Genomic DNA, 22,089 nt, shown 5'->3' on the forward strand with positions numbered 1-22,089 from the left:
ATGCGGGACGGCCAGTACAAGGTCGTGGTCAACGACGAGGAGCAGTACTCCATCTGGTTCGCCGACCGTCCCCTGCCACGGGGCTGGCGGGAGGCCGGATTCGAAGGGGCGAAGCAGAGCTGCCTCGACCACATCGAGCAGGTCTGGACCGACATGCGCCCGCGCAGCCTGCGCGAGGCCATGGGGCAGTAGAGGAGCGGCCCCGGTGACCGGCACGTACGCCTTTCCCGCCTCGTACGCCCAGGAACGGCTGTGGTTCCTGGCCCGGCTCGATCCGGGCGCGCCCGCGTACCACGTCAATGCCGTGATCGAGCTGCCCGAGCGGGGCGGTCCTGACCGGTGCGAGCGGATGCTGGACGAGCTGGTCCGGCGGCATGAGACGCTGCGCACCGCCCTGACGGTCGAGAACGGCGGTCTCGTCCAGATCGTCCAGGTCGAGCTGCCGGTCGCCCTCCCCCGGACCGACCTGCGCGAGCTGCCGCCGGAACGGGCCGAGCGCGAGTTCCGCGCGCTGGCCCTGGCGGAGGCGCGGCGGCCGTTCGCGCTGGACCGGGCGCCGCTGTGGCGGGCGCGCCTGGTGCGGATGCCGGGCGGGGAGCAGCGGCTGGTGTTCGTGGTCCACCATGCCGTGTTCGACGCCCGCTCCGGCACCAACCTCGCCGAGGAGCTGCGGGAGCTGCACGCCGCGTTCGACGAGGACCGCCCGCCGCGGCTGCCCGACCTGCCCGTCCAGTACGCCGACTACGCCGCCTGGCAGCGCGAGCACCTCGGCCGGGGGGTGCTCGCCGCCCAGCTCGGCCACTGGCGGGAACGGCTGGCCGGCCTGCCGCCCGACCTGGGGCTGCCCACCGACCGGCCCCGGCCGGCCGTCCGCGGGCACGCCGGGGCCGAGCACCACCTGGCGCTGCCCGCCGGCCTGGTGGACGGGCTGGAAGCGCTGGCCAGGCGGCGCGGCGCGACCCTGTTCATGGTGCTGCTGGCCGGGCTGAAGGCGCTGCTCTCCCGGTACGCGGGCCAGTCCGACGTCGCGGTGGGCACGCCGGTGGCCGGGCGTGACCTGCCCGAGTTCGAGCCGCTGATCGGCATGTTCGTCAATACCCTGGTGCTGCGTACCGACCTGGGCGGTGACCCGTCGTTCGGCGAGCTGGTGGACCGGGTGCGGGAGACCGTCCTCGACGCGCTGGACCACGCCGAGGTGCCGTTCGACCGGCTGGTCGAGGCGCTCCAGCCGGTCCGTGACACCAGCCGCACGCCGCTCTTCCAGGTGGGATTCAACCTGCTGCCGATGGAGTCGCGCGGGCAGTTCCCGAACGGCACCGCCCAGCTCGATCTGAACGTGGACGTCGTCAGGACGGCCGGTGACGCCGGTGTCTACCTCGAATACAGCACCGACCTGTTCGACGCGGACACCATCGCCCGCCTGGCCGGTGCGTACCGGCTGGTCCTGGAGGCCGCCGTCGCCGACCCGTCGGCGCGGCTGTCCGAGCTGCCGCTGATGACGGAGGCGCAGCGGCGGGAGGTGCTGACCGGCTGGAACGACACCGCCGTGCCGTACCCGGAGCGGGCCCTGCACGAGCTCGTCGCCGAGCAGGCGGCGCGCACCCCGGGCGCGGTGGCGGTACGGGCTCCGGACGGCGTGGAGCTCACCTACGCCGAGCTCGACGCCCGCACCGAGGCGCTGGCCGGGCGGCTGGTGGCCAGGGGTGTACGGGCCGAGTCGTGCGTGGCGCTGTGCCTGCCGCGTGGCGTGCACCAGATCGTCGCGCTGCTCGCGGTGCTGCGGGCGGGGGCCTGCTACCTGCCGCTGGACGCGGCGTACCCGGCGGAGCGGCTGGCCTACCTGCTGGCCGACTCCGGCGCCGCCCTGCTGCTCACCGACTCCGACCACCGCGACCGGCTGCCCGTGGACCGGCCTCCGGAGCTGCTGCTGGACCAGCTCACCGAGTGCGCCGGCACCGGGCCGCTGCCCTCGGTGGGGCCGGACCACCTGGCATACCTCATCTACACCTCCGGCTCCACCGGGCGGCCCAAAGGGGTGCAGGTGCCGCATCGCGGCGTGGTCAACCTGGTCACCGACGTGATCAGGCGGCTGGGCGGCGGCAGCGCGCTGTACCTGACCTCGCTGTCCTTCGACATCGCGGCCCTGGAGATCTTCACGCCGCTGCTGTCCGGCGGAACCCTCGTGATCGCTCCCGAGGACGCCGCCCGCACGCCCAAGGAGATCCGCCGGGCCGCCGAGGAGGTGGACCTGGTCCAGCTCACCCCGTCGGTGGCGAGCCTGGCGGTCGAGCACCTGCCGCCGGGGCTGCCCCGCGCCGTCCTCGGCGGCGAACCGCTGCCCCTCGACCTGGCCACCCGCCTGCTCACGGTCACCGGCGAGCTGTGGAACTTCTACGGGCCCACGGAGACGACGATCTGGTCCACCGCGTACCGGGTGCCGCACTCCCCCGCCACGATGCTCATCGGGGAGCCGGTGGCGAACACGACCGCGTACGTGGTGGACGGCGACCTGCGGCCGGTCCCGGTGGGCGTACCGGGCGAGCTGCTGCTGGGCGGAGCCGGGGTGACGCGGGGGTATCACGGCCGGGCGGCGTTGACGGCCGAGCGGTTCGTACCGGATCCCTTCGGCGCGCCGGGCGGACGGGTCTACCGCACCGGGGACCTGGCCCGGCGGCACCCGGACGGCACCCTGGAATGCCTCGGCCGCCTGGACGACCAGGTGAAGGTGCGGGGCGTCCGCATCGAGCTCGACGAGGTCGCCGCCGTACTCGACGAGCACCCCTCGGTGCGGCGAGCCGTCGTGGCCGTCCGCGACGACGCCCCCGGCGGGCGCGGCCTGGTCGCCTACGTCATCGGAACCGGGGAGGAAGCCGAGCTGCGGGCACACCTGCGAGCCCGGCTCCCGGAGGGGATGATCCCGGCCGCCTTCGTGTCCGTGCCGGACCTCCCCGTGCTGCCCAGCGGCAAGCTCGACCGCGCCGCCCTCCCGCCGCCGCGGGCCGGGGGCGCGACTGCCGCGTACGTGCCGCCGCGCACCCCGATGGAGGAGACCCTCGCCGCCATCTGGGCCGAGCTGCTCGGCCGGGAGCGCGTCGGGGTGACCGACGACTTCTTCGCCCTGGGCGGCCACTCCCTGCTGGTGGTCCGCCTCGTCGGCCGGATCGACGACGAGTTCGGCGTCGAGCTGCCGCTGCGCCGCTGCTTCGACGCCACCACCGTCGAGGAGCAGGCGCTGGCGGTGCTCGAAGAGGGACTGACGGATGCCGACCTGCTGGAACTCCTGGAGGAGGAGCAGTGAGCGACGGGAACGGGGTACGCGCGCGGCTGGCCAGGCTCAGCCCGGAACAGCGCGCCGCGCTGGAGGCCCGCCTCACGCGTGCCCGGGCCGCGAAGAAGGACGGGCCGGACTCCGATCCCGCGCCCTTCCCGCACCCCCCGGGCCCGGACTCCGGGCCGGTGTCCGAGGGGGCGCTGTCCGATGGGCAGCGCCGGCTCTGGGTGGTCGATCAGCTCGACCCGGGCAACCCCGCCTACACCCTGTCGTGGGCGTACCGGATCGTGGGCGACCTGGACGCCGCCGCGCTGGCCGCCGCGTTCGACGCGCTCGTGGACCGGCACCCGATGCTCGGGTACGCGATCGGGACGCGCGACGGCGAGCCCCGCCAGGCCCCCGGCCCCACCCGCCCCGCGCTGGTCGTCGAGACGATGTCCGCCGCCGAGGCCGACGCCGTCGCCCGCGACGAGGCCCGTTTCGCCTTCGACCTGAGCACCGGCCCACTGACCAGGGCCCGCCTGCTGCGCGTCGCCTCCCGGGAGCACCGCCTGATCCTGACCCTGCACCACATCCTGGCCGACCGCTGGTCGGTGGCGATCCTGTTCAGGGACCTCTTCCGGCTCTACGCCGGGGAGCCGTTGCCCGCGCGGCCGATGCCGTACGCCGACTACGTGGCCTGGCAGCGGGGCGGCCAGTCCCGGGAGCGGGACCTGGACTACTGGCGCAAGGCCCTCGACGGCCTGCCGGACGTGCTCGACCTGCCCGCCGACCGGCCGCGCCCGCCCATGCGGTCGAACCGGGGCCGCCGCCTGCTGTTCGAGCTGGACGGCACCCTCGGCGCCGGGCTGCGTGACCTGGCCGCCGGCGAGCGGGCCACGCCGTTCATGGTCCTCGTCAGTGCCCTGCAGGCGCTGCTCGCCCGCTACACCGGCCGGTCCGACATCCCGATCGGCACGCCGATGTCCGCCCGCCCGCACCCCTCCCTGGACCAGACCGTCGGGCTGTTCCTCAACACGGTGGTGCTGCGCGGCGACCTGTCCGGCGACCCGTCCTTCACCGAGCTGGTATGCCGTACCAGGGAGCGGGCGCTGGCCGCGTTCGACCATGCGGGTCTGCCGTTCGAGACGCTGGTGGAGGAGCTGTCCAGCGGCCGGGATCTGTCCCGCAACCCGCTCTTCCAGGTCATGCTCGCCTACCAGAACACCCCCGAGCTGCCGGGCGACCCGCGCGGCCTGCGCCTGGAACGCCTGGACGTGCGCCCCGGCACCGCCATGTTCGACCTGGACCTCATCGTGGAGGAGCGGTCGGACGGTTCGCTGCTGTGCGTGCTCGACTACGCCACCGACCTGTTCGACGACGACCGCGCGCGGCGCCTGGCCGCCCATCTGCGTACGCTGCTGAGCGCCGCCGTGGCCACCCCCGGCCTGCGGCTCTCCGAGCTGCCGCTGATGGACCCGGCCGAGCTCCGGAACACCCTGCACGCCTGGAACGACACCGCGACCCCGTACCCCGGCCGTGGCATCCACCACCTGGTCGCCGAGCAGGCCGCCCGCTCCCCCGCCGCGACGGCCGTCGAGGGCCCGGACGGCACGTCCCTGACCTATGCCGAGCTTGAGTCCCGTGCGAACGACCTGGCCGCCGAGCTCCGCTCCCTCGCCGTCGGCCGGGAGACCAGGGTCGCCGTGTGCCTCCCCCGGGACCCGGACGTGGTGGCGGCCCTGCTGGCCGTCCTCAAGGCCGGCGGCTGCTACGTCCCTCTGGACCCCGGCTACCCGCCGGACCGCCTCGACCAGATCGTCACCGACTCCGGCGCCGCCCTGGTGGTCACCGTCGCCTCCCTCCGGGACCGCCTGCCGGCGACCGCACGCCTGCTCCTCCTCGACGCCCTCCCTGATCCGCCTGTCACAGAGAGCACCCGTACCGCCCAGGAGGCCGCCTTCCACCCGGACCAGGCCGCGTACCTGATCTACACCTCCGGCTCCACCGGCCGGGCCAAGGGCGTGGTGGTGCCGCACCGGGGTCTGGTCAGCCTGCTCTGGGACGTACGCGAGCGGCCCGGCCTCGCGCCCGGCGCGCGTTTCCTGTTCCTGACCTCGGTGTCGTTCGACATCGCGATGATCGAGATCTTCGGCCCGCTGGTCACCGGCGGCACCGTCGTGCTCGCCTCGGCCACCGGCATCGAACGGGTCCACGACCTCATCCAGCGCGGCGACCTGCACACCGTCCAGGCCACCCCCTCCGTCCTGGAGGGGTTGCTGCCCGCGCTGGCCCACCGGGTCCCCCGGGTGATCAGCACGGGCGAGGCGCTCCCCGGCCCGCTCGCCGCCCGCCTGCTCACCGTCACGGACGAGCTGTGGGACCTGTACGGCCCCACCGAGACCACCGTGTGGTCCACCCGGCGCCGCGTCACCGACGACCGGGGCGGCTCGATCGGCCGGCCGGTCGCCAACACCGCGACCTACGTGGTGGACCCCGGCCTGCGGCCGGTCCCCGTGGGCGTGCCCGGTGAGCTGCTGCTGGGCGGAACCGGGGTGACCCGGGGGTATCACGGCCGGGCGGCGTTGACCGCCGAACGCTTCGTCCCCGACCCCTTCGGCGCGCCGGGCGGCCGCCTCTACCGCACCGGGGACCTGGCCCGCCGGCGCCCCGACGGCACCCTGGAATACCTCGGCCGCCTGGACGACCAGGTCAAGGTGCGCGGCGTCCGCATCGAACTCGACGAGGTCGCCGCGGTCCTGAACGCACACCCCTCGGTGCGGCGAGCCGTCGTCGCCGTCCGCGACGACGCCCCCGGCGGCCGCGGCCTCGTCGCTTACGTCATCAACACCGGCAGGGGAAACGACCCAGGCGGCTCGACCAGCCCGGGCGGCTCGGGCGGTTCGGACGGCTCAGGGACCTCAGAGGGCTCGGGCGGGGAAAGCGAACTGCGAGCACACTTGCGAGCCCGCCTCCCGGAAGCGATGATCCCGGCCGCCTTCGTGTTCGTGTCCGACCTCCCCGTGCTGCCCAGCGGCAAGCTCGACCGGGCGGCCCTGCCGGCGCCCGCCAGGCGTACCGGCGAGGCGGCCCGGCGACACCCACCACGGACCCCCGCCGAACACGCCCTCCACACCATCTGGACCGAGTTGCTCGACCGCGACGACATCGGGATCGAGGACGACTTCTTCGCCCTCGGCGGCCACTCCCTGCTGGCCATGCGCCTGGTGGTCAGGCTCAGGGAAACCTACGGCGCCGAGGTGACACTGCGACGCTGCTTCACCACCCCGACCATCGCCGGCCTCGCTCCGCTCATCCCCGACACCTCCAACCTCGCCGACCCCGGCGGGCCCAACACCGACCGCCTCGGCCCCGAGGACTTCGGGCCGATCCCGACCGCGTCCGGTGGGCCGGTGCGGCCCTCTCATGCGCAGGCCCGGCTCTGGTTCCTGGACCAGCTCGACCCCGGCAACCCCGCCTACAACGTCGCCTGGGCCGAGCGGCTGACCGGCCCGCTCGACGTGGCCGCGCTGACCGTCGCGTTCGACGACCTGGTGGACCGGCACGACGCCCTGCGCCTGGTCATCGTGGACGACGACGGCGAACCCGCCCTCCGGGAGGGCGCCCACAGGCCGCGGTTGGCCGTGCGGCCGGGTGCGGACGTGGGGCTGGAGGAGGCGCGGCACCGGTTCGACCTGGCCGCCGGTCCACTCGCGCGCGCCGCCCTGGTACGGCACGGCGCGACGGAACACGAGCTGTACCTCACCCTGCACCACGTCATCGCCGACCGGTGGACCCTGTCGATCCTCCTGCGCGACCTGATGGAGCTCTACCGCTCACGGGTCACCGGCACCCCGGCCGAGCTACCTCCGCTCACCACCGGCTACCGGGACTTCGCCGCCTGGCATCGGGCGCGGGTCTCCGAGCGGGCGGCCGACCTGGCGTACTGGAAGGACGCGCTCGCCGGCCTGCCCGCCACCCTGGACCTGCCCGCGGACCGGCACCGGCAGGGACCGGCGAGCATGGCAGGGCGGCGGCTGACGTTCCCGATCGACGCCCGGACGGTGGCGGCGGTGCGGGCCCTCGCGCTGGAGCGGCAGGTGACGCCGTTCATGGTGCTGCTGGCCGCGTTCCAGGCGGTGCTGGCCCGGTACACGGGGCGTACCGACATCGCCGTCGGCACCCCGGTCTCCGGCCGGGCCCATCCGGACGCGGAGGAGATGGCCGGGCTCTTCCTGAACACGCTCGTGCTGCGCGGCGACCTGTCCGGCGAGCCGAGCTTCGCCGAGCTGCTGTCACGCACCCGCGAACGCGTACTGGACGGGCACGACCACGCCGAGCTGCCGTTCGAGGTGCTGGTACAGGAGCTGGCCGAGGAGCGTGACCTGGCCCGCAACCCGCTGTTCCAGGTGATGCTCGCCTACCAGAACGTGCCGCCGGCGCCGCCGGACGTGGCGGGGATCGCCCTGCGTACCCTCGACCTCGACCCGGGGGTGACGCAGGCTGACCTGCACCTGGTGATCGAGGAAGCCGGCGACCGGCTCACGGGCGTGCTGCACTACGCGGAGGACCTGTTCGAGCACGACCGGATGGAGCGTTTCGCCGACCACTTCCGCACATTCCTGTCGGCCGCGGTCGCCGAGCCGCGGCGGCCGGTCGCCGACCTGCCCCTGCTCACCCCCGCCGAGCTGGACACCATCCACCGGGCCAACGACACAGGCACCCTCGCCGCCGCCGGGCCCGCCACGCTGCCGACGCTGGTGTCCGGCCAGGCCGCCCGGACTCCGTACGCGCCCGCGCTGGGTTTCGAGACCCCGGCGGGGACCCGGGCCTGGCTCACCTACGAGGAGTTCGCCGACCGGGTGAACCGCCTGGCCAGGCGGCTGCGCGCACTCGGGGCCGGACCCGGCCAGGTGGTCGGGGTGTGCCTGGAGCGAGGGGCGGACCTGGTCATCGCCGTACACGCGGTCGTCGCCACCGGTGCCGCCTACCTGCCGCTGGAGCCCGATCACCCGGCCGAGCGCCTGGCGGGCATGCTGGCCGACGCGGGCGCCCGGCTCACCGTCTCACTCGAACGCTTCACCGGCCGGCTGCCACACTCGGCAGGCACCCCGGCCGAGGGCACCCAGGCCGCGGTCGCGACGGTGCTGCTGCTCGACCGCGACGCCGAGGCCGTCGCCGCCGAGGACGGCGGGCCGCTCGGGATCCAGCCGCACCCCGACTCCCTCGCGTACGTGATCTTCACCTCGGGTTCCACCGGCAGGCCCAAGGGGGTCGGCGTCTCGCACCGGGCGATCGTGAACCGGCTGCACTGGATGCAGGACGCCTTCCGGCTGACCGGGGACGACCGGGTGCTGCACAAGACGCCGTTCTCGTTCGACGTGTCGGTGTGGGAGCTGTTCTGGCCGCTGATGACCGGCGCCGGGCTGGTCCTCGCCCGGCACGGCGGGCACGCCGACCCCGCCCACCTGGCCGACCTGCTGGAGGGCGAGTCGGTCACCACCGTGCACTTCGTACCGTCCATGCTCGACGCCTTCCTGGCGGAGCCCGGGCTGGGAGCGCGGCTCGGCGCGCTCCGTACCGTGGTCTGCTCGGGGGAGGCGCTCGGGGCCGACCTGGCCGCCCGGTTCGCCGCCGCGCTTCCCGGAGCGGGCCTGCACAACCTGTACGGGCCGACCGAGGCGGCGGTGGACGTGTCATGGCACGCGTGCCGGGCGGGAGAGAGCACGATCCCGATCGGGCGACCGGTGGCGAACACCCGGCTGGAGATCCTCGACGACCGGATGAACCGCGTCCCCGTCGGCGTGCCGGGCAACCTGTGGATCGGCGGCGTACAACTCGCCCGGGGGTACGCGGCCCGGCCGGCGCTGACGGCCGAACGCTTCGTCCCCGACCCGTACGGCCCCCCGGCCGGGCGGCTGTACGACACCGGCGACCTGGCCCGATGGCGGTCCGACGGCGAGATCGACTACCTCGGCCGCTCCGACCACCAGGTCAAGATCCGCGGCATGCGGGTCGAACCGGGCGAGATCGAGACGGCCCTGGCAGCCCTGCCGGGCGTCCGCGCCGCCGCCGTCCGCGCCATCAGGGACGGCACCGGCCTCCGCCTGGCCGGCTACGTGGTCCCCGCCGAACCAACCACCGCGAAAACGACGGACCCGGCGGACAGGGCGGGCGAATGGGAGCGGATGCTGCGTGGCACGTTGCCCGACCACATGATCCCCAGAACCTGGACCGTGCTCGGCGAGTTGCCCCTCAACCGCAGCGGCAAGCTCGACAGGAACGCCCTCCCCGACCCGCGGACCCCCGAGGCCGCCGTACCCGCCGAACCCGAGGGAGCGGCCGAGGTGGCCGTCGCCGACGCCTGGCAGGGGGTGCTGGGGTTGGAGCGGGTCTCGGCCCACGACAACTTCTTCGCCGTCGGCGGTGACTCCATCCGCAGTCTCAAGGTGGTCGCCCGCCTGCGCGAGGCCGGTTACGCGGTCCGGCTGGAGCAGCTCTTCCGCCACCAGACCATCAGGGAGCTGGCCGGACGGCTCCTGCCCGCATCGGCGGTGGCCGAACCACCCGAGGCGCCCGAAACCCCGTTCGGCCTGCTCAATCCCGAGGACCTGGCACGACTGCTGGAAGGCGAGAGGCGATGACCGTCACGACGGGAGCCGCGCGCGGCCTGGAGGACGCCTATCCTCTGGCCGCGTTGCAGGCCGGGATGCTCTACCACAGCGCGTACGAGCCGGACGCGGCCACCTACCACGACCTGACCACGATCACCTTGCGCGGCCGGTTCGACGCGGCGGCGTTCGAGGCGGCGCTGGCCGAGGTGACCGCCCGGCATCCCGTCCTGCGCACCTCGATCGACCTGACCGGGTTCAGCGAGCCGTTGCAGCTCGTGCACCGCGTCGCCACGCTGCCGCTGGAGGTGACGGACCTTTCAGGCGATCCGGCGGCGGGCGACCTGCTGGCGGAGTGGTCGGAGGCGGAGAAACGGCGGCCGTTCGACTGGTCGTCGCCGCCGCTGGCCCGCGCGCATGTGCACGTGCTGTCCGGGGAGCTGTTCGCGTTCAGCCTGAGTTTCCACCACGCCATCCTCGACGGGTGGAGCGTGGCTGCCCTGGTCACCGAACTGTTGAGCCGCTATCACGGGCACCTGTCCGGAGACCCGCTGCCGCTCACCCGCCCCGGCGCGGCCTTCCGCGATCTGGTGGCCACGGAACGCACCGCGGTCGCCTCCCCAGAGACACGCGCCTTCTGGCACACCCAGGTGACCGACGCCCCCGACACCCGCCTCCCCCGCCCACCCAAGCTGAACGGCGAGCCGGGGGCTGAGGTGTTGCGGGTGCCGCTGGCGGCGGAGTCGCTGGAACGGCTCAGCGCTGCGGCCAGGGAGCTGGCGGTGCCGTTGCGAACCCTGCTGCTGGCCGCCCACCTGCGCGTGCTCGCCCTGCTCACCGGTGAGAGCGAGGTGATGACCGGTCTGGTCACGCACAGCCGGCCGGAGAGCGAGGCCGGGGAGGAGGTGCTCGGCCTGTTCCTGAACACCGTGCCGCTGCGCCTGGACGTGACCGCCCCGACCTGGGCGGTGCTGGTGCGCAGGGTGTTCGAGGCGGAGGTGGCGCTGCTGCCGCATCGGCGGTATCCGTTGTTCGAGATCCAGCGGGCGGCCGGCCGTTCCCCGCTGCTGGACGTGCTGTTCGACTTCCGCGACTTCCACGTCTACCGTGGCCTGCCCGGCGTCGAGATCGTGAGCCAGGACTTCTTCGAGCAGACCGACGTGCCGTTCGCCGCCGCGTTCAGCCGCTCGCGCGAGCACGGCGGGTTCGACCTCACCCTCACCTACGACCGGGCCCAGTTCGGTGCCGACCAGATCGGCCGGATCGGCGAGCACTACCTCACCGCGCTCCGCCAGGCCGCCGACCCCGCCTCCGACCCGCGCCCCGCCGACCCGTACCTGGTTCGCGACGCCGCCGCCATCGACGGCTGGAACGCCACAGCCCAGCTCTACCCGAGCGCGACACTGCACGACCTGATCAGCGAGCAGGCCGCGCGCACCCCGACCGCGCCCGCCGTCTGCTACGACGGCACGTGGATCACCTACCGCGAGCTGATCGAGCGAGCCCGCGCGATCACCGCCCGGCTGCTGGCCGCCGGCACCCGCCCCGGCGACGTCGTCGGCGTCTGCCTCGAACGCGGCCCCGACCTGCTGCCCGCCCTGCTCGGCGTGCTCGGTGCCGGTGCCGCCTACCTGCCACTGGAGCCCGACCTGCCACCGGAACGGCTGGCGTACATGATCGAAGACGCGCGGGCGCGCACGGTCCTGACCGCGAATACGGCCGGCATGGCGGGCGAAGCGGGGACGGCGGTGCTACCGGACGGTGTCGCCCTGACCCTCACCGACCCTGGCCCGGTCAGCGAGGCCACCACCGCCGACGCCACACCCCCGGCAACCACCATGCCCGGCGCCAGCGCGTCGCCGCCGCGTGTGCATCCTGACGCGCTGGCGTACGTGATCTTCACTTCGGGCTCCACCGGCCGCCCCAAGGGGGTCGGTGTGTCGCATCGGGCGATCGTCAATCGGCTCCGGTGGATGCAGGAGGCGTTCGGGCTGGCCCCGGACGAGCGCGTACTGCACAAGACGCCGCTGTCGTTCGACGTCTCGGTGTGGGAGCTCTTCTGGCCGCTCATGGTCGGTGCCGGGCTGGTGGTCGCCGAGCCCGGCGGGCACCGGGACAGCGCCCGGCTGGCCGCGCTCGCCGCCGACCACAACGTCACCACCATGCATTTCGTCCCGTCCATGCTGGAGCTCTTCCTCGACGAGCCCGACCTGCCGGCGCTGCGCCGGATCGTCTGCTCGGGCGAGGCACTGGGCGCCGAGCTCGCCGCCCGCTGCCACGGCCGCCTCCCGCACACCGAGCTGCACAACCTGTACGGCCCCACGGAGGCGGCCGTGGACGTCACCTGGCATCCCTGCGAGCCGGGCGAGCGGCAGGTGCCCATCGGCCGGCCCGTCGCCAACACCCGCCTGGAGGTCCTCGACGCCGACGGCCGGCGGGTCCCCGTCGGCACCCCGGGCGAGCTCTGCCTGGGCGGTGTACAGCTCGCCCGCGGCTACGTCAACCGGCCCGAGCTCACGGCCGAGCGGTTCGTGCCCGACCCGTACGGCCCGCCGGGCGCACGGCTCTACCGCACCGGCGACGTGGCCCGCTGGCTGCCCACCGGCGAGGTCCAGTACCTCGGCCGGACCGACTTCCAGGTCAAGATCCGCGGTCAGCGGGTCGAGCTCGGCGAGATCGAGGCGCTGCTGGCCGCCGATCCCGCCATCCGCGCCGCCGTCGTCGTGCTGCACGGCGAGCGGCTCGTCGCCTACGTCGTCCCCGACAGCGGCGACCGGCCCGAAGGTGACGGCGTCCCCGAGAGCGGCCACCTCACCACCGGCGACGAACTTCTCCAGAACGACCTGGAGGCGGCGCTGCGCAGGCGGTTGCCCGACCACATGGTCCCGACCGCCTGGGTACGGCTGGACGCGCTGCCCGTCACCGCCAACGGCAAGCTCGACCGCGCCGCCCTGCCCGAGCCCGGCGACGCCGGGCGCGCTCCGTACATCCCGCCCCGCGACCCGTTCGAGGCCAGGCTGGGCACGCTGTGGGAGGAGACGCTGGGCGTGGACGCCATCGGCGTGCACGACGACTTCTTCGCCCTGGGCGGCCACTCCCTGCTGGCCCTGCGCCTCACCATGCGGCTGCGCAAGGAGCTGGGCCGCGACGTGCCGCTGTCGGCCGTGCTCACCGCGCCGACCGTGGCCAGGCTCGCCACTGAGCTGCGCCGCCCGCAGGACAATGACGGCGCCCCGCAGCGGATCGTGCCGTTGCGCCCCACCGGCGACCGCGACCCGGTCTTCCTGTTCCACGCGCTCGGCGGCCAGGTCTTCCGCTACCTGCCGCTGACCCGCCACCTCGGCCCCGACCAGCCCGTATACGCGGTCCAGGCAGCCGGGCTGGCCCCCGGCGAGGAGCCGCACGCCACGCTGGCGGAGATGGTGGACGACTACACCGCCCACCTGCTGAAGCTCCGCCCGCACGGCCCGTACGTGCTGGGCGGCTACTGCATCGGCGGCAACATCGCCCTGGAGACCGCCCGGAGGCTGCGCGAGCTGGGCGAGAAGGTGCCGCTCGTCGTCCTGTTCTACTCCGACGCGGACGAGCCGGTGCTGCGCGCCTCGCTGGAGGACGACGCCGTCCTGCTCACCCACGCCCTGGCCGGCGGCAAGGTCCAGGTCGACCTGGACGACCTGCACCGGATGAGCCCGGACGAGCGGCTGCTGGCCGTGATCGACGCCGCCGCCCGCGCCGACACCCTGCAGCCCGACACCGCCGACCTGCGCCAGGCCCGCCGGTTCGTCGAGGTCTTCCGCGCCAACGCGCACGCCGTCGGCCACTACCGGCACGCCCCGTACGACGGCGACGTCCTGCTGTTCTCGCCCGCCGCCGAGGGCGTCCCGCCCGACGACATGGGCTGGCGGAGCGTCGTCACCGGCCGCCTGCGCATCTCGCCCATCCACGGCGAGCGCTTCACCGTCATGTACGAGCCCCGGGTCGCCCTGGCGGCCGCCGAGTTGAGGAGCAGCATCGACCATGGCCTCACCCCCCACGACTGAGCCCCCCACAACTGGGCCCCCCACACTGCCTCCCACGCTGTGGCAGAACCGCGACTTCCTCAAGCTGTGGAGCGGCGAGAGCCTGTCACTGGTCGGCTCCCAGGTGACGGTGCTCGCCATGCCGATCGTCGCCTACCTGTGGCTGAACGCCTCGGTCGCCGAGATGGGCGTGCTCGGCGCGCTGTCCAGGCTGCCCATGGTGCTGTTCTTCGTCGTGGGCGTGTGGGTGGACCGGATGCGGCGCCGGCCGGTGCTCATCTGGAGCGACGTCATCCGCGCGTTCATGCTGGCCACCGTGCCGCTGCTGTTCGTCATGGACATGCTGACGCTGTGGTGGCTGTACGCGGTCGTGTTCGTGATGGGCGTCTTCGGGGTGCTGTTCGAGATCGCCTACCGGTCGTACCTGCCGGTGCTGGTGGTCCCCGAACACCTCGGTGACGGCAACAGCAAGCTGCAGCTCAGCGACTCGGTCTCCAAGGCGGTCGGGCCCAGCCTGGCCGGGTTCCTGATCGCCACCCGCTCGGCGCCGCTGGTCATCCTGGTGGACGCGATCAGCTACGTGCTGTCGGCGCTCTGCCTGATCTCCATCCGCAAGCGCGAGGACCCGCCGCCGCCCGACAGCGGGGGCACCATGATCGCGGCCATCCGCGCCGGCTTCGGGTGGGTGATGTCCCATCCGGTCGTCCGCCCGCTGGCCATCGCCAGCGCCGTCTACTCCTTCTTCGACATCGGCATCCTGCAGACCCTCTACATCCCGTACGTCATCGACGGCGCCGGCGTGCCGGCCGGCTGGGTCGGGGCCGTGCTCGCGGTCGGCGGGGTCGGCGCCGTGGCCGGCGCGTGGCTGTCGGTGCGGCTCATGAAGGGCGTGGGGCCGGGGCCGACCATGTTCTGGTCCACGGTCATCGGCAACAGCGCGCTCATCCTGGTGCCGCTGGCGGGCGGGCCGCTCTGGCTGGCGATCGGCGTGCTGGCCTGCTCTCAGTTGCTGGTCGGCCTGTGCACGCAGGTGTTCGTGGTCAACAACATCACCGTGCTGCAGTCGGCGACGCCGCGCGAGCTCGTCGGCCGGGTCATCGCCACCATCTGGGCGATGGGGCTGGTGCCCGCGCCGCTCGGCGCCCTGCTGGCCGGGCTGCTCGGCGAGGCCGTGGGCATGCGGCCGGTGGTCCTGGTCGCGGCGGTGATCGGCGCGGTCGTGCCGATGATCGTGCTGGCGCTGTCCCCGATCCCCCGGATGCGCGAGATGCCCGAGGCGCCGGCCGCGACCTGACCCGGACCGCGGCCGGGCGAACGTTCAGGAGTTGAGCTCGACCGGCCGGCCGAGCTGCTCGGCGCGGCCCTCCAAGGGGTTCAGGAGTTGAGCTCGGCCAGCCAGCCGAGCTGCTCGGCGCGGTCCTCCACGGTGGGCGCGTTCAGGCCGACGATCACCCTGGTCGCGCCCGCCTTGCGGTATGCCTCCAGCCGCTCCCGCACCCGCGCGGGCGTGCCGCACAGGGCCAGGGCGTCGACCAGGTCGTCGGGCACCTCCTCCATCGCCTCGCCCAGGTCACCGCCGAAGTAGGCGTCCTGCACGCGCGCCGCCGCCGGGCCGAACCCGAGGCGGTGCGCGAGCCGGTTGTAGAAGTTGACCCCCTGGGTGCCCATGCCGCCCAGGTAGAGCGCCAGCATCGGCCGGATCAGGTCGCGCGCGTAGTCGGCGTCGTCGTCCACCATGGCCATGACCATCGGCGAGACCTCGACCCGGGCCGCGTCCCGCCCGGCCCGGGCCGCCCCGGCCCGCAGGTGCTCCATCGTCTCGGCGAGGTGCTCGGGCGGGAAGTGGATCGGCAGCCACCCGTCGGCGATCTCCCCGGCCAGCGCCACCGCCTTCGGCCCCATGGCCGCCAGATGGATCGGCAGCGGCTGCCGCGCCGGCGAGACCGTCATGCTCAGCGCCTTGCCGCGGCTGTCCGGCAGGGGCAGCACGATCTCCGGCCCGGGGTGCTCGACCGGCCGCCCCTCCAGCGCGGTACGCACCACGGCCACGTAGTCGCGCAGGTGCGCCAGCGGCCGCTCGTACCGCTGGCCGTGCCACCCCTCGGCCACCTGCGGGCCGGAGGCGCCCAGCCCGAGCAGGAACCGGCCGCCCGACACCCGGTCGATCGTGGTGGCGGCCATCGCCGCCGAGATCGCGGTGCGGCCCGTCACCTGGATGACGCCGCTGCCCAGGCCGATGCGCTCGGTGCCGGCCGCCAGCCAGGCCAGCGTGGTCGCCGGATCCACCCCGTACCCCTCAGACGCCCACACCGAGTCGTATCCGAGCCGCTCCGCCTCGCGCACCAGCGTCAACTGGGCTTCATGGGTGGCCGCCACAGGACCGAGGGTGCCGATGCTGAATCCGAGCCGCACTACCGCCTCCTCACGGGCCGATCTTGCTCTACTGTCCCGCAGAAGCCGGGCTCAGACCAGGGGCTCAGCGCAGCAGCAGCGGCAACTCGCTCCACCCGTGCGCGATGAACGACGGGACCTGCTTCACCTCGTCCGCGGCCACGGCCAGGTGCAGCCCGGGGAAGCGGGCGAACAGCGCGGGCAGCGCGGTGAGCGCCTCCTGCCGGGCCAGCGGCGCCCCGATGCAGCGGTGCACCCCGATGCCGAAGGACAGGTGCTCGTCACGCTCCTGCGTGGCGTCGAACCGGTCGGCGTCCTGGCCGTGCCGGTCGAAGTCGTGCCCGGCGGACATGTAGGTGGTGACGATGGCGTCGCCCGCCCCGATCCGTACGCCGCCGACCTCGATGTCCTCGATGGCGAAGCGCAGCGGCAGGTTGGCGATGGAGGGCGCCCAGCGCAGCGTCTCCTCGATCACCGCCTCCCAGGTGATCTCCCCGGACAGCACCCGCCCAAGCTGGTCGGGATGGGTGAGCAGGGCGTGCACGGCGTTGCCGATCAGGTTGACCGTCGTCTCGTGCCCGGCGCCGATGAGCAGCAGCAGCGTGTCGCGCAGCTCGTCGTCGCTCAGGCGGTCGCCCTCGTCGCGGGCGTTGATCAGCTCCGTGGTGAGGTCGTCGCCCGGGTGCTCGCGCTTGTAGTCGACCAGCGCGGGCAGCACGGTGGCGATCCGCTGCAGGGTGGCCATCGCCGCCTCGGGAGTGGCGGTGGTGTCCATGATCTCTTCCATGAGCTGCGCCATGTCATCCCACATGTGGTCGGGGACGCCGAACAGCTCGCAGATCACCCGCATCGGCAGCGGGTACGCGTACGCGGCACGCAGGTCGACCACCTGACCCTCGGGCACCGCCGCCATGGCGTCGAGCTGCTCGGCGACGATCCGCTCGATGATCGGCTGCAGGGCCTTGCTGCGGCGGGCGGTGAAGCTGGGCGAGATGAGCTTGCGCAGCCGCCGGTGCTCCTCGCCGTACGTGCTCAGCATGTTACGCACGCCGATCCAGACCTTGATCCACGTCCAGGCGTGCTCGGAGTCCACCCGCGACAACAGCCGCCAGTGCTGCTTGTCCTTGCTGACCAGCGGGTTGAGGATGAGCTCCTTGAGCAGGTCGTGGCGGGTGACGGCCCAGGCCGGGATCCCTCCGGGCAGCTCTACGAGGACCACGGGGCCGAGGTCGTGTAGTCGTCTGACCTCGGCGGCGAGGTCGGATCCGAAGGGGTCGAGGACGACGGGTGCTGCGTTGACCAAGGGGATTCTCCTGGCTGGTCGGGACGGATGGGGGTGAAGCGCACCGGCAGGTGGGCCAGGGACCGGTGGAACGGCCCGGGCCGCCAGTCGAGCTGCTCGCGGGGCACGGTCAGCTCCAGGTCGCTCAGGTGGGAGGTCAGTCGCTCGATGGCGGTCATCGCGATGAGCAACGCGGGGTCGGTGGCCGGGCAGCGGTGCGGCCCGGCGCCGAGGCCCACGTACGCGCCGCTGTCCGAGCGCAGCTCCTCGGGCACGTCGCAAGGCTCGGTGTTGGCCGCCGCGTAGGACACCAGGACCAGCTCTCCGGGCTGGATCCAGGTGCCGTGGAACTCCGTCGGCCGCGAGACGAAGTACGGGCCGTAGTTGGCCATCGCGGGCTCGGCGCGTATCACCTCCAGCAGCGCGTCGTACGTGCTCAGCGCGCCGTTGGACAGAGAGTTGTAGTAGCGGTCGTCGCTGACCATGCGCGAGATCGCGTTGGAGATCAGGCTGGCCATCGGCTCGAAGCCGGCGCCGATGATGAGGATGAGGTGCTGCAGCACCTCCTCGGGGCTCAACGCGGCCGGGTGGTCGATGAACCAGGAGGTCAGGTCGTCGCCGCGTTTGGCGTATTTCGACTCGATGAGCTCGCCGATGTAACGGCCGTAGGCCTCTGCGCCGCGCGCGCCCACCTCGCCGTCGGCCTCCAGCATGTCGGACAGGGCCGAGATCAGCGCGGAGCTGTCGGCGTCCGGCCGCCCGAGCAGACGGTTGAAGACCCGCAGCGGGATCGGCCGGGCGAAGTCGGCGGCCAGGTCGGCCGTGCCGGTGGCGGCGAAGCGGCTGATGAGCGAGTCGGAGATGTCGATCACCAGGGCGCGCAGCTTGTGCGGCTGGATCATGCTGAAGCAGTCGGCGATGACCTTGCGGTAGCGGGCGTGCTCGGCCCCGTCGGCGAACAGGACATTGGTCCGGTAGCCGAGCATGCCGATCATGGCCGCGGCCTCGGGGGTCTCGGGCAGCCGCGCCTGCCAGGCGCGCGCGTCCTTGGTCCAGACGCCGCCCACGTTGGTGAGCACGTCCACGGCCGCCTGGTAGCCGATCACCAGGTGGGCCTCGACGCCGGGGGCGATCTCGGCGGGCGCGACCACGCCGTGGTGGGCCCGCATGGCGGCGTAGATCGCCTGCGGGTCACGGGCGAACTCCGGTCCGTACAGTTTGCCCGCGTCGGGCAGGTAGCGCAGGGTCATGGCAGCATCAGCTCCCGGATGTGCTCCACCAGAGCGATCAGCGAGGCTCTCGCGGAGGCGGGGTCGCGGGCGTCGCACACCAGCAGCGGCGTACGCGGGTCAAGGTCGAGTGCCTGGCGCACGGCCTCGATCGGGTATTCGGGCGAGTCGGGGAAGTGGTTGACGGCCACGGCATACCGGACTCCGGTGCTCTCCACCAGGTCCAGTACGGAGAAGCTGTCGTCGATGCGCCGGGTGTCGGCCAGCACCAGCACGCCGAGCGCACCGCGGGCCAACTCCTGCCACAGGATCTGGAACCGGGTCTGCCCCGGCGCCCCGAACAGGTAGAGCACCACGCCGGGCAGGGTGAGCCGGCCGAAGTCGATGGCGGTGGTGGTGGTCGTCTTCTCGTTGACGCCGGTGAGGTCGTCGACCAGCGTGCCTGCCTGGGTCAGGATCTCCTCGGTGTTGAGGGGCTTGATCTCCGACAGGGAGTCCACCATGGTCGTCTTGCCCACGCCGAACGGCCCGGCGATGATCAGTTTGACCGGTATGTGGTCGGCACTGATACGGGTGTCAGAGGGCGCGGAGGCCACTGAGTACCAACTCCAAGATCTCGAGGTCGGGTGCGGTCACGCGGGGCGGATCTCGGGTCAGCAGCATCCCTGCTTCCGCCAGGCCCGCCACCAGCAGCCGCACCACGCAGTACGGCAGGCCGAGGTGTGCCGCACACTCGTACACCGACAAAGGTCCCTCGTGCAGCAGGGCGACCAGGTGGGAGCCGGGCGGGTCCAGCCCGCCCGCGACCGCGTCCGGGGCGACGTAGACGAGGGTGGTCCGCTCCACACTGATGTGCTCGGGCACGGCCAGCTTGGCAGCGGCCATGTAGTCGGGGACGACACGCCGCCGCTGCCGCCCGGAGGTCATGCCGGGATGTCCGGTGTCCTGGCGGCGCTGGCGTCGTTGAGCGCCTTGATGAGCTTCTGCACCTGGAGCTGCACTTCGTAGGCCAAGGAGCCGATGTTGACCGCCCCGGTGGCCGCCACCACGATGGCGGCGCGGTCACCCGCCGGGGCGATGTAGTAGTAGCCGGTGCCCGCGGAGATGACGATGTCCACCACCTCTCCGTCGGCGCCGTTGCTGAGCCCGTCGCACAGCGCGCGGGCGGCACCGAGCACGGAGCTCGTCATGGCGGCCGTACGCTCTCCGGCCTCGACGCTCACGTCGGCGGAGCCGCCGAGAATGAGCCCATCGCGGCTCAGCACCACGCCGCTGGTGACTCCGGGCAGCGCCAGCAGCGGCGACAGGACCCAGGACACGTCGAGCGTCAGCGGCCGGCGCCGGCCTTGGGCGGCGGCGGCGGTGGTGTGGGCGTCCATGGAGCGGTCAGTTCCCTTCGATAGCGTCGTGCGGCTTTGACGGCATCGCGTCACGGCGTCCGGCTTCGGCCCCCGTCTGGAAGTCGCCCCACCGCCTCTGGGCCTCCTCAGGAGTGGTGCGGGCTGTCATCTCGGGGGAACGGGGGGCGGCGGACGGCGGGGGCTGCCGGCGGCGCTGTGGGAGCCCGGGCAGCGCCCCGGCCGCCGTGGCCGCCGGGCTCACGGGCTCCGGCGACGCCTCGCCCTCCACCACCGCGGGCTGCTCCACCGCGGGCCGGCCGACAGGGATCTCCGCGGTGACCGGCTGCCGTACGGGGAGCTCCGCCGTGGCCGGCTGCCGCACGGGCAGCTCAGCGGTGGCGGGCTGGCGCACGGGCAGTTCGTCGGCCGCCCGGCGCTGGGCCGGTGCGGTGGACACGGGCCTGACCGGGTCGGGCGCCAGCACCGAGGGCCGGGTGCCGTCCGGCATCTCCACCAGCAGCGCCGCGGGCACGCTGACCACGGCCTGGACGCCGCCGAACGCGCTCTTCTTGACCGTGACCTGCATGCCGTAGTGGCTGACCTGGCGGCCGATCGCCGCCCAGCCGGTGCGCGGCGGGTTGCCCAGGTCGACCAGCCGCACGGGGTGCTTTCCGCTGAGCAGGCGGGTGGCCCGCGCGTACTGCTCCTCGTTGAGGCCCACGCCCGCGTCGTCGATGACGATGGCCGCCCCGGTGTTGGTCTCGTGAACGGCGATGGTCACCTTGAGCGTGCCGTGGGAGTGGTGCACGGCGTTGGCCAGCAGCTCCGAGGTGATGAACAGGATCGGCTCCGCGGCCCGGGCCGCCACCCCGACCCGGCGGCGCAGGTGGTTGGCCGGTCCCTCGATGCGCTGCTCGAAGTTCTCGACGCGGGAGATCGCGCCCACGACCAGGTCCACCAGATAGGTGTCGTCGCGTGAGAGGCCCGTGGTGGCGCCGCAGGCGATGCCACTGGCCTGCGCGCGACGCACGATGAGTTCGTTGAACATGTCGAGCCCCAGCACCTCGCGCACCAGCGCGGTGTGCTCGTCGCCGCTGTAGCGCTGCTGCACCCCCGCCAGCAGGTCCTGGGCCCGCAGTGCCTGGGTCTGCACGCGGGACATGGCGCCCCGGACGACCGCCTGGGCCGCCTCGTCGATCCGCTCCCCCTCCTCGCGCACGCCGTGGGCGACGGCGTCGAGGATCTCACGGTGCTGCCTGTCGAGGTCGGTGCCGGCCAGCGCCGCGTTCTGCAGGCCGGGCACGATCACGTGCGGGGCCCGCAGGTGCGACATCAGAGCGGGAATGCGGCTGGAGAGCAGGTGGTCGGTCTCCGCGCGCGCGAGGTCCTGCTGGGCGCGGGCCTTGCGGACCTGCTCCGCGGCCTCCTTGACCTTCCGGTCGGCCTCCTTGAGCTGCCGCTCGGCCTGCTGCAGCCGCTGCTCCCGCCCGCCGCTCTCGCGGGACAGGCGTTCCTGCCCCCGGCGCGCCTCGGCAAGCTGTCTGCGGGTCTGGGTGAGCTCCTTGTTGACGCTGTTGCGGTAGAGCAGCACGCCCACGACGGCAACGACGATGACGCCGATCACTATCGCAACGCTGAGGGAATCTGGCGGCATGACAGTCCTGGGGTCTGGGGGGCAGGGAGAACCGGCGCCGTGCGCCAACCAGTATTACCGTCGCGTCAACATAGTCAAACGATCAGCAAACCACCGACACGCGCTCACATATACCCAAAAACCATGACAAACCGCCACTAAATGGTCTTTTTCCGTGACTCACGGTGATAGTTTGCCCGCACCGTCCACCCACACCGGAAACCCATCCGCCACATGCGCCCCGAGCTGCGCAAACACCTCAGAACTGCCGCGAGATCCCTCGCGCCGCCACCCGGCGCCCCAGCACCGTCCCCGGCCGAATCGGGCCTCCAGA

Annotated in this window: 12 protein-coding genes; 5 read left to right on the top strand and 7 right to left on the bottom strand. The window is 73.1% G+C overall.

Annotated features, from left to right (window positions below):
- From ABGB18_RS19965 to ABGB18_RS19985, 5 genes are read left to right on the top strand one after another with little or no spacing between them, the layout of a single operon-like run.
- Window positions 1-192, top strand: coding sequence for an MbtH family NRPS accessory protein (locus ABGB18_RS19965; RefSeq protein ID WP_347697041.1), 192 nt, complete (start codon window positions 1-3; stop codon window positions 190-192).
- Window positions 193-205: 13 nt separating this feature from the next.
- Window positions 206-3,298 (top strand): amino acid adenylation domain-containing protein, encoded by a 3,093-nt coding sequence (locus tag ABGB18_RS19970; RefSeq protein ID WP_347697042.1) that lies wholly within the window; start codon window positions 206-208, stop codon window positions 3,296-3,298.
- Window positions 3,295-9,894 (top strand): amino acid adenylation domain-containing protein, encoded by a 6,600-nt coding sequence (locus tag ABGB18_RS19975; protein WP_347697043.1) that lies wholly within the window; start codon window positions 3,295-3,297, stop codon window positions 9,892-9,894. The genes ABGB18_RS19970 and ABGB18_RS19975 overlap by 4 nt, the downstream gene beginning before the upstream one ends.
- Window positions 9,891-13,901 (top strand): amino acid adenylation domain-containing protein, encoded by a 4,011-nt coding sequence (locus ABGB18_RS19980; RefSeq protein WP_347697044.1) that lies wholly within the window; start codon window positions 9,891-9,893, stop codon window positions 13,899-13,901. The genes ABGB18_RS19975 and ABGB18_RS19980 overlap by 4 nt, the downstream gene beginning before the upstream one ends.
- Window positions 13,879-15,174 carry an MFS transporter gene (locus tag ABGB18_RS19985; RefSeq protein ID WP_347697045.1) on the top strand — a complete coding sequence of 432 codons (1,296 nt, stop codon included), beginning with the start codon at window positions 13,879-13,881 and terminating at the stop codon, window positions 15,172-15,174. The genes ABGB18_RS19980 and ABGB18_RS19985 overlap by 23 nt, the downstream gene beginning before the upstream one ends.
- A gap of 80 nt (window positions 15,175-15,254) precedes the next feature.
- Here ABGB18_RS19985 and ABGB18_RS19990 read toward each other — a convergent pair whose 3' ends face one another.
- From ABGB18_RS19990 to ABGB18_RS20020, 7 genes are all read right to left on the bottom strand, one after another.
- Entirely contained in the window at window positions 15,255-16,292 is a 1,038-nt protein-coding gene (locus ABGB18_RS19990) for an LLM class flavin-dependent oxidoreductase (RefSeq protein WP_347697046.1), read from the bottom strand.
- 64 nt (window positions 16,293-16,356) lie between these two features.
- Window positions 16,357-17,574 carry a cytochrome P450 gene (locus tag ABGB18_RS19995; protein WP_347697047.1) on the bottom strand — a complete coding sequence of 406 codons (1,218 nt, stop codon included), beginning with the start codon at window positions 17,572-17,574 and terminating at the stop codon, window positions 16,357-16,359.
- The gene (locus ABGB18_RS20000) at window positions 17,478-18,803 is read right to left on the bottom strand and encodes a cytochrome P450 (RefSeq protein ID WP_347697048.1); all 1,326 of its coding nucleotides are present in this window, start codon (window positions 18,801-18,803) and stop codon (window positions 17,478-17,480) included. The genes ABGB18_RS19995 and ABGB18_RS20000 overlap by 97 nt, the downstream gene beginning before the upstream one ends.
- Entirely contained in the window at window positions 18,800-19,378 is a 579-nt protein-coding gene (locus tag ABGB18_RS20005; RefSeq protein ID WP_347697049.1) for an ATP/GTP-binding protein, read from the bottom strand. The genes ABGB18_RS20000 and ABGB18_RS20005 overlap by 4 nt, the downstream gene beginning before the upstream one ends.
- Window positions 19,359-19,709, bottom strand: coding sequence for a DUF742 domain-containing protein (locus ABGB18_RS20010; protein WP_347697050.1), 351 nt, complete (start codon window positions 19,707-19,709; stop codon window positions 19,359-19,361). The genes ABGB18_RS20005 and ABGB18_RS20010 overlap by 20 nt, the downstream gene beginning before the upstream one ends.
- On the bottom strand, window positions 19,706-20,161 hold the full coding sequence (locus ABGB18_RS20015) for a roadblock/LC7 domain-containing protein (protein WP_347697051.1): 456 nt from the start codon (window positions 20,159-20,161) through the stop codon (window positions 19,706-19,708). Before ABGB18_RS20015 ends, ABGB18_RS20010 begins: the two co-directional genes overlap by 4 nt.
- 7 nt (window positions 20,162-20,168) lie before the next feature.
- On the bottom strand, window positions 20,169-21,746 hold the full coding sequence (locus ABGB18_RS20020; RefSeq protein ID WP_347697052.1) for a hypothetical protein: 1,578 nt from the start codon (window positions 21,744-21,746) through the stop codon (window positions 20,169-20,171).
- Window positions 21,747-22,089: the final 343 nt, after the last annotated feature.

Origin of the sequence: Nonomuraea sp. B12E4 (assembly GCF_039871825.1) — a bacterium.
GTDB lineage: Bacteria > Actinomycetota > Actinomycetes > Streptosporangiales > Streptosporangiaceae > Nonomuraea.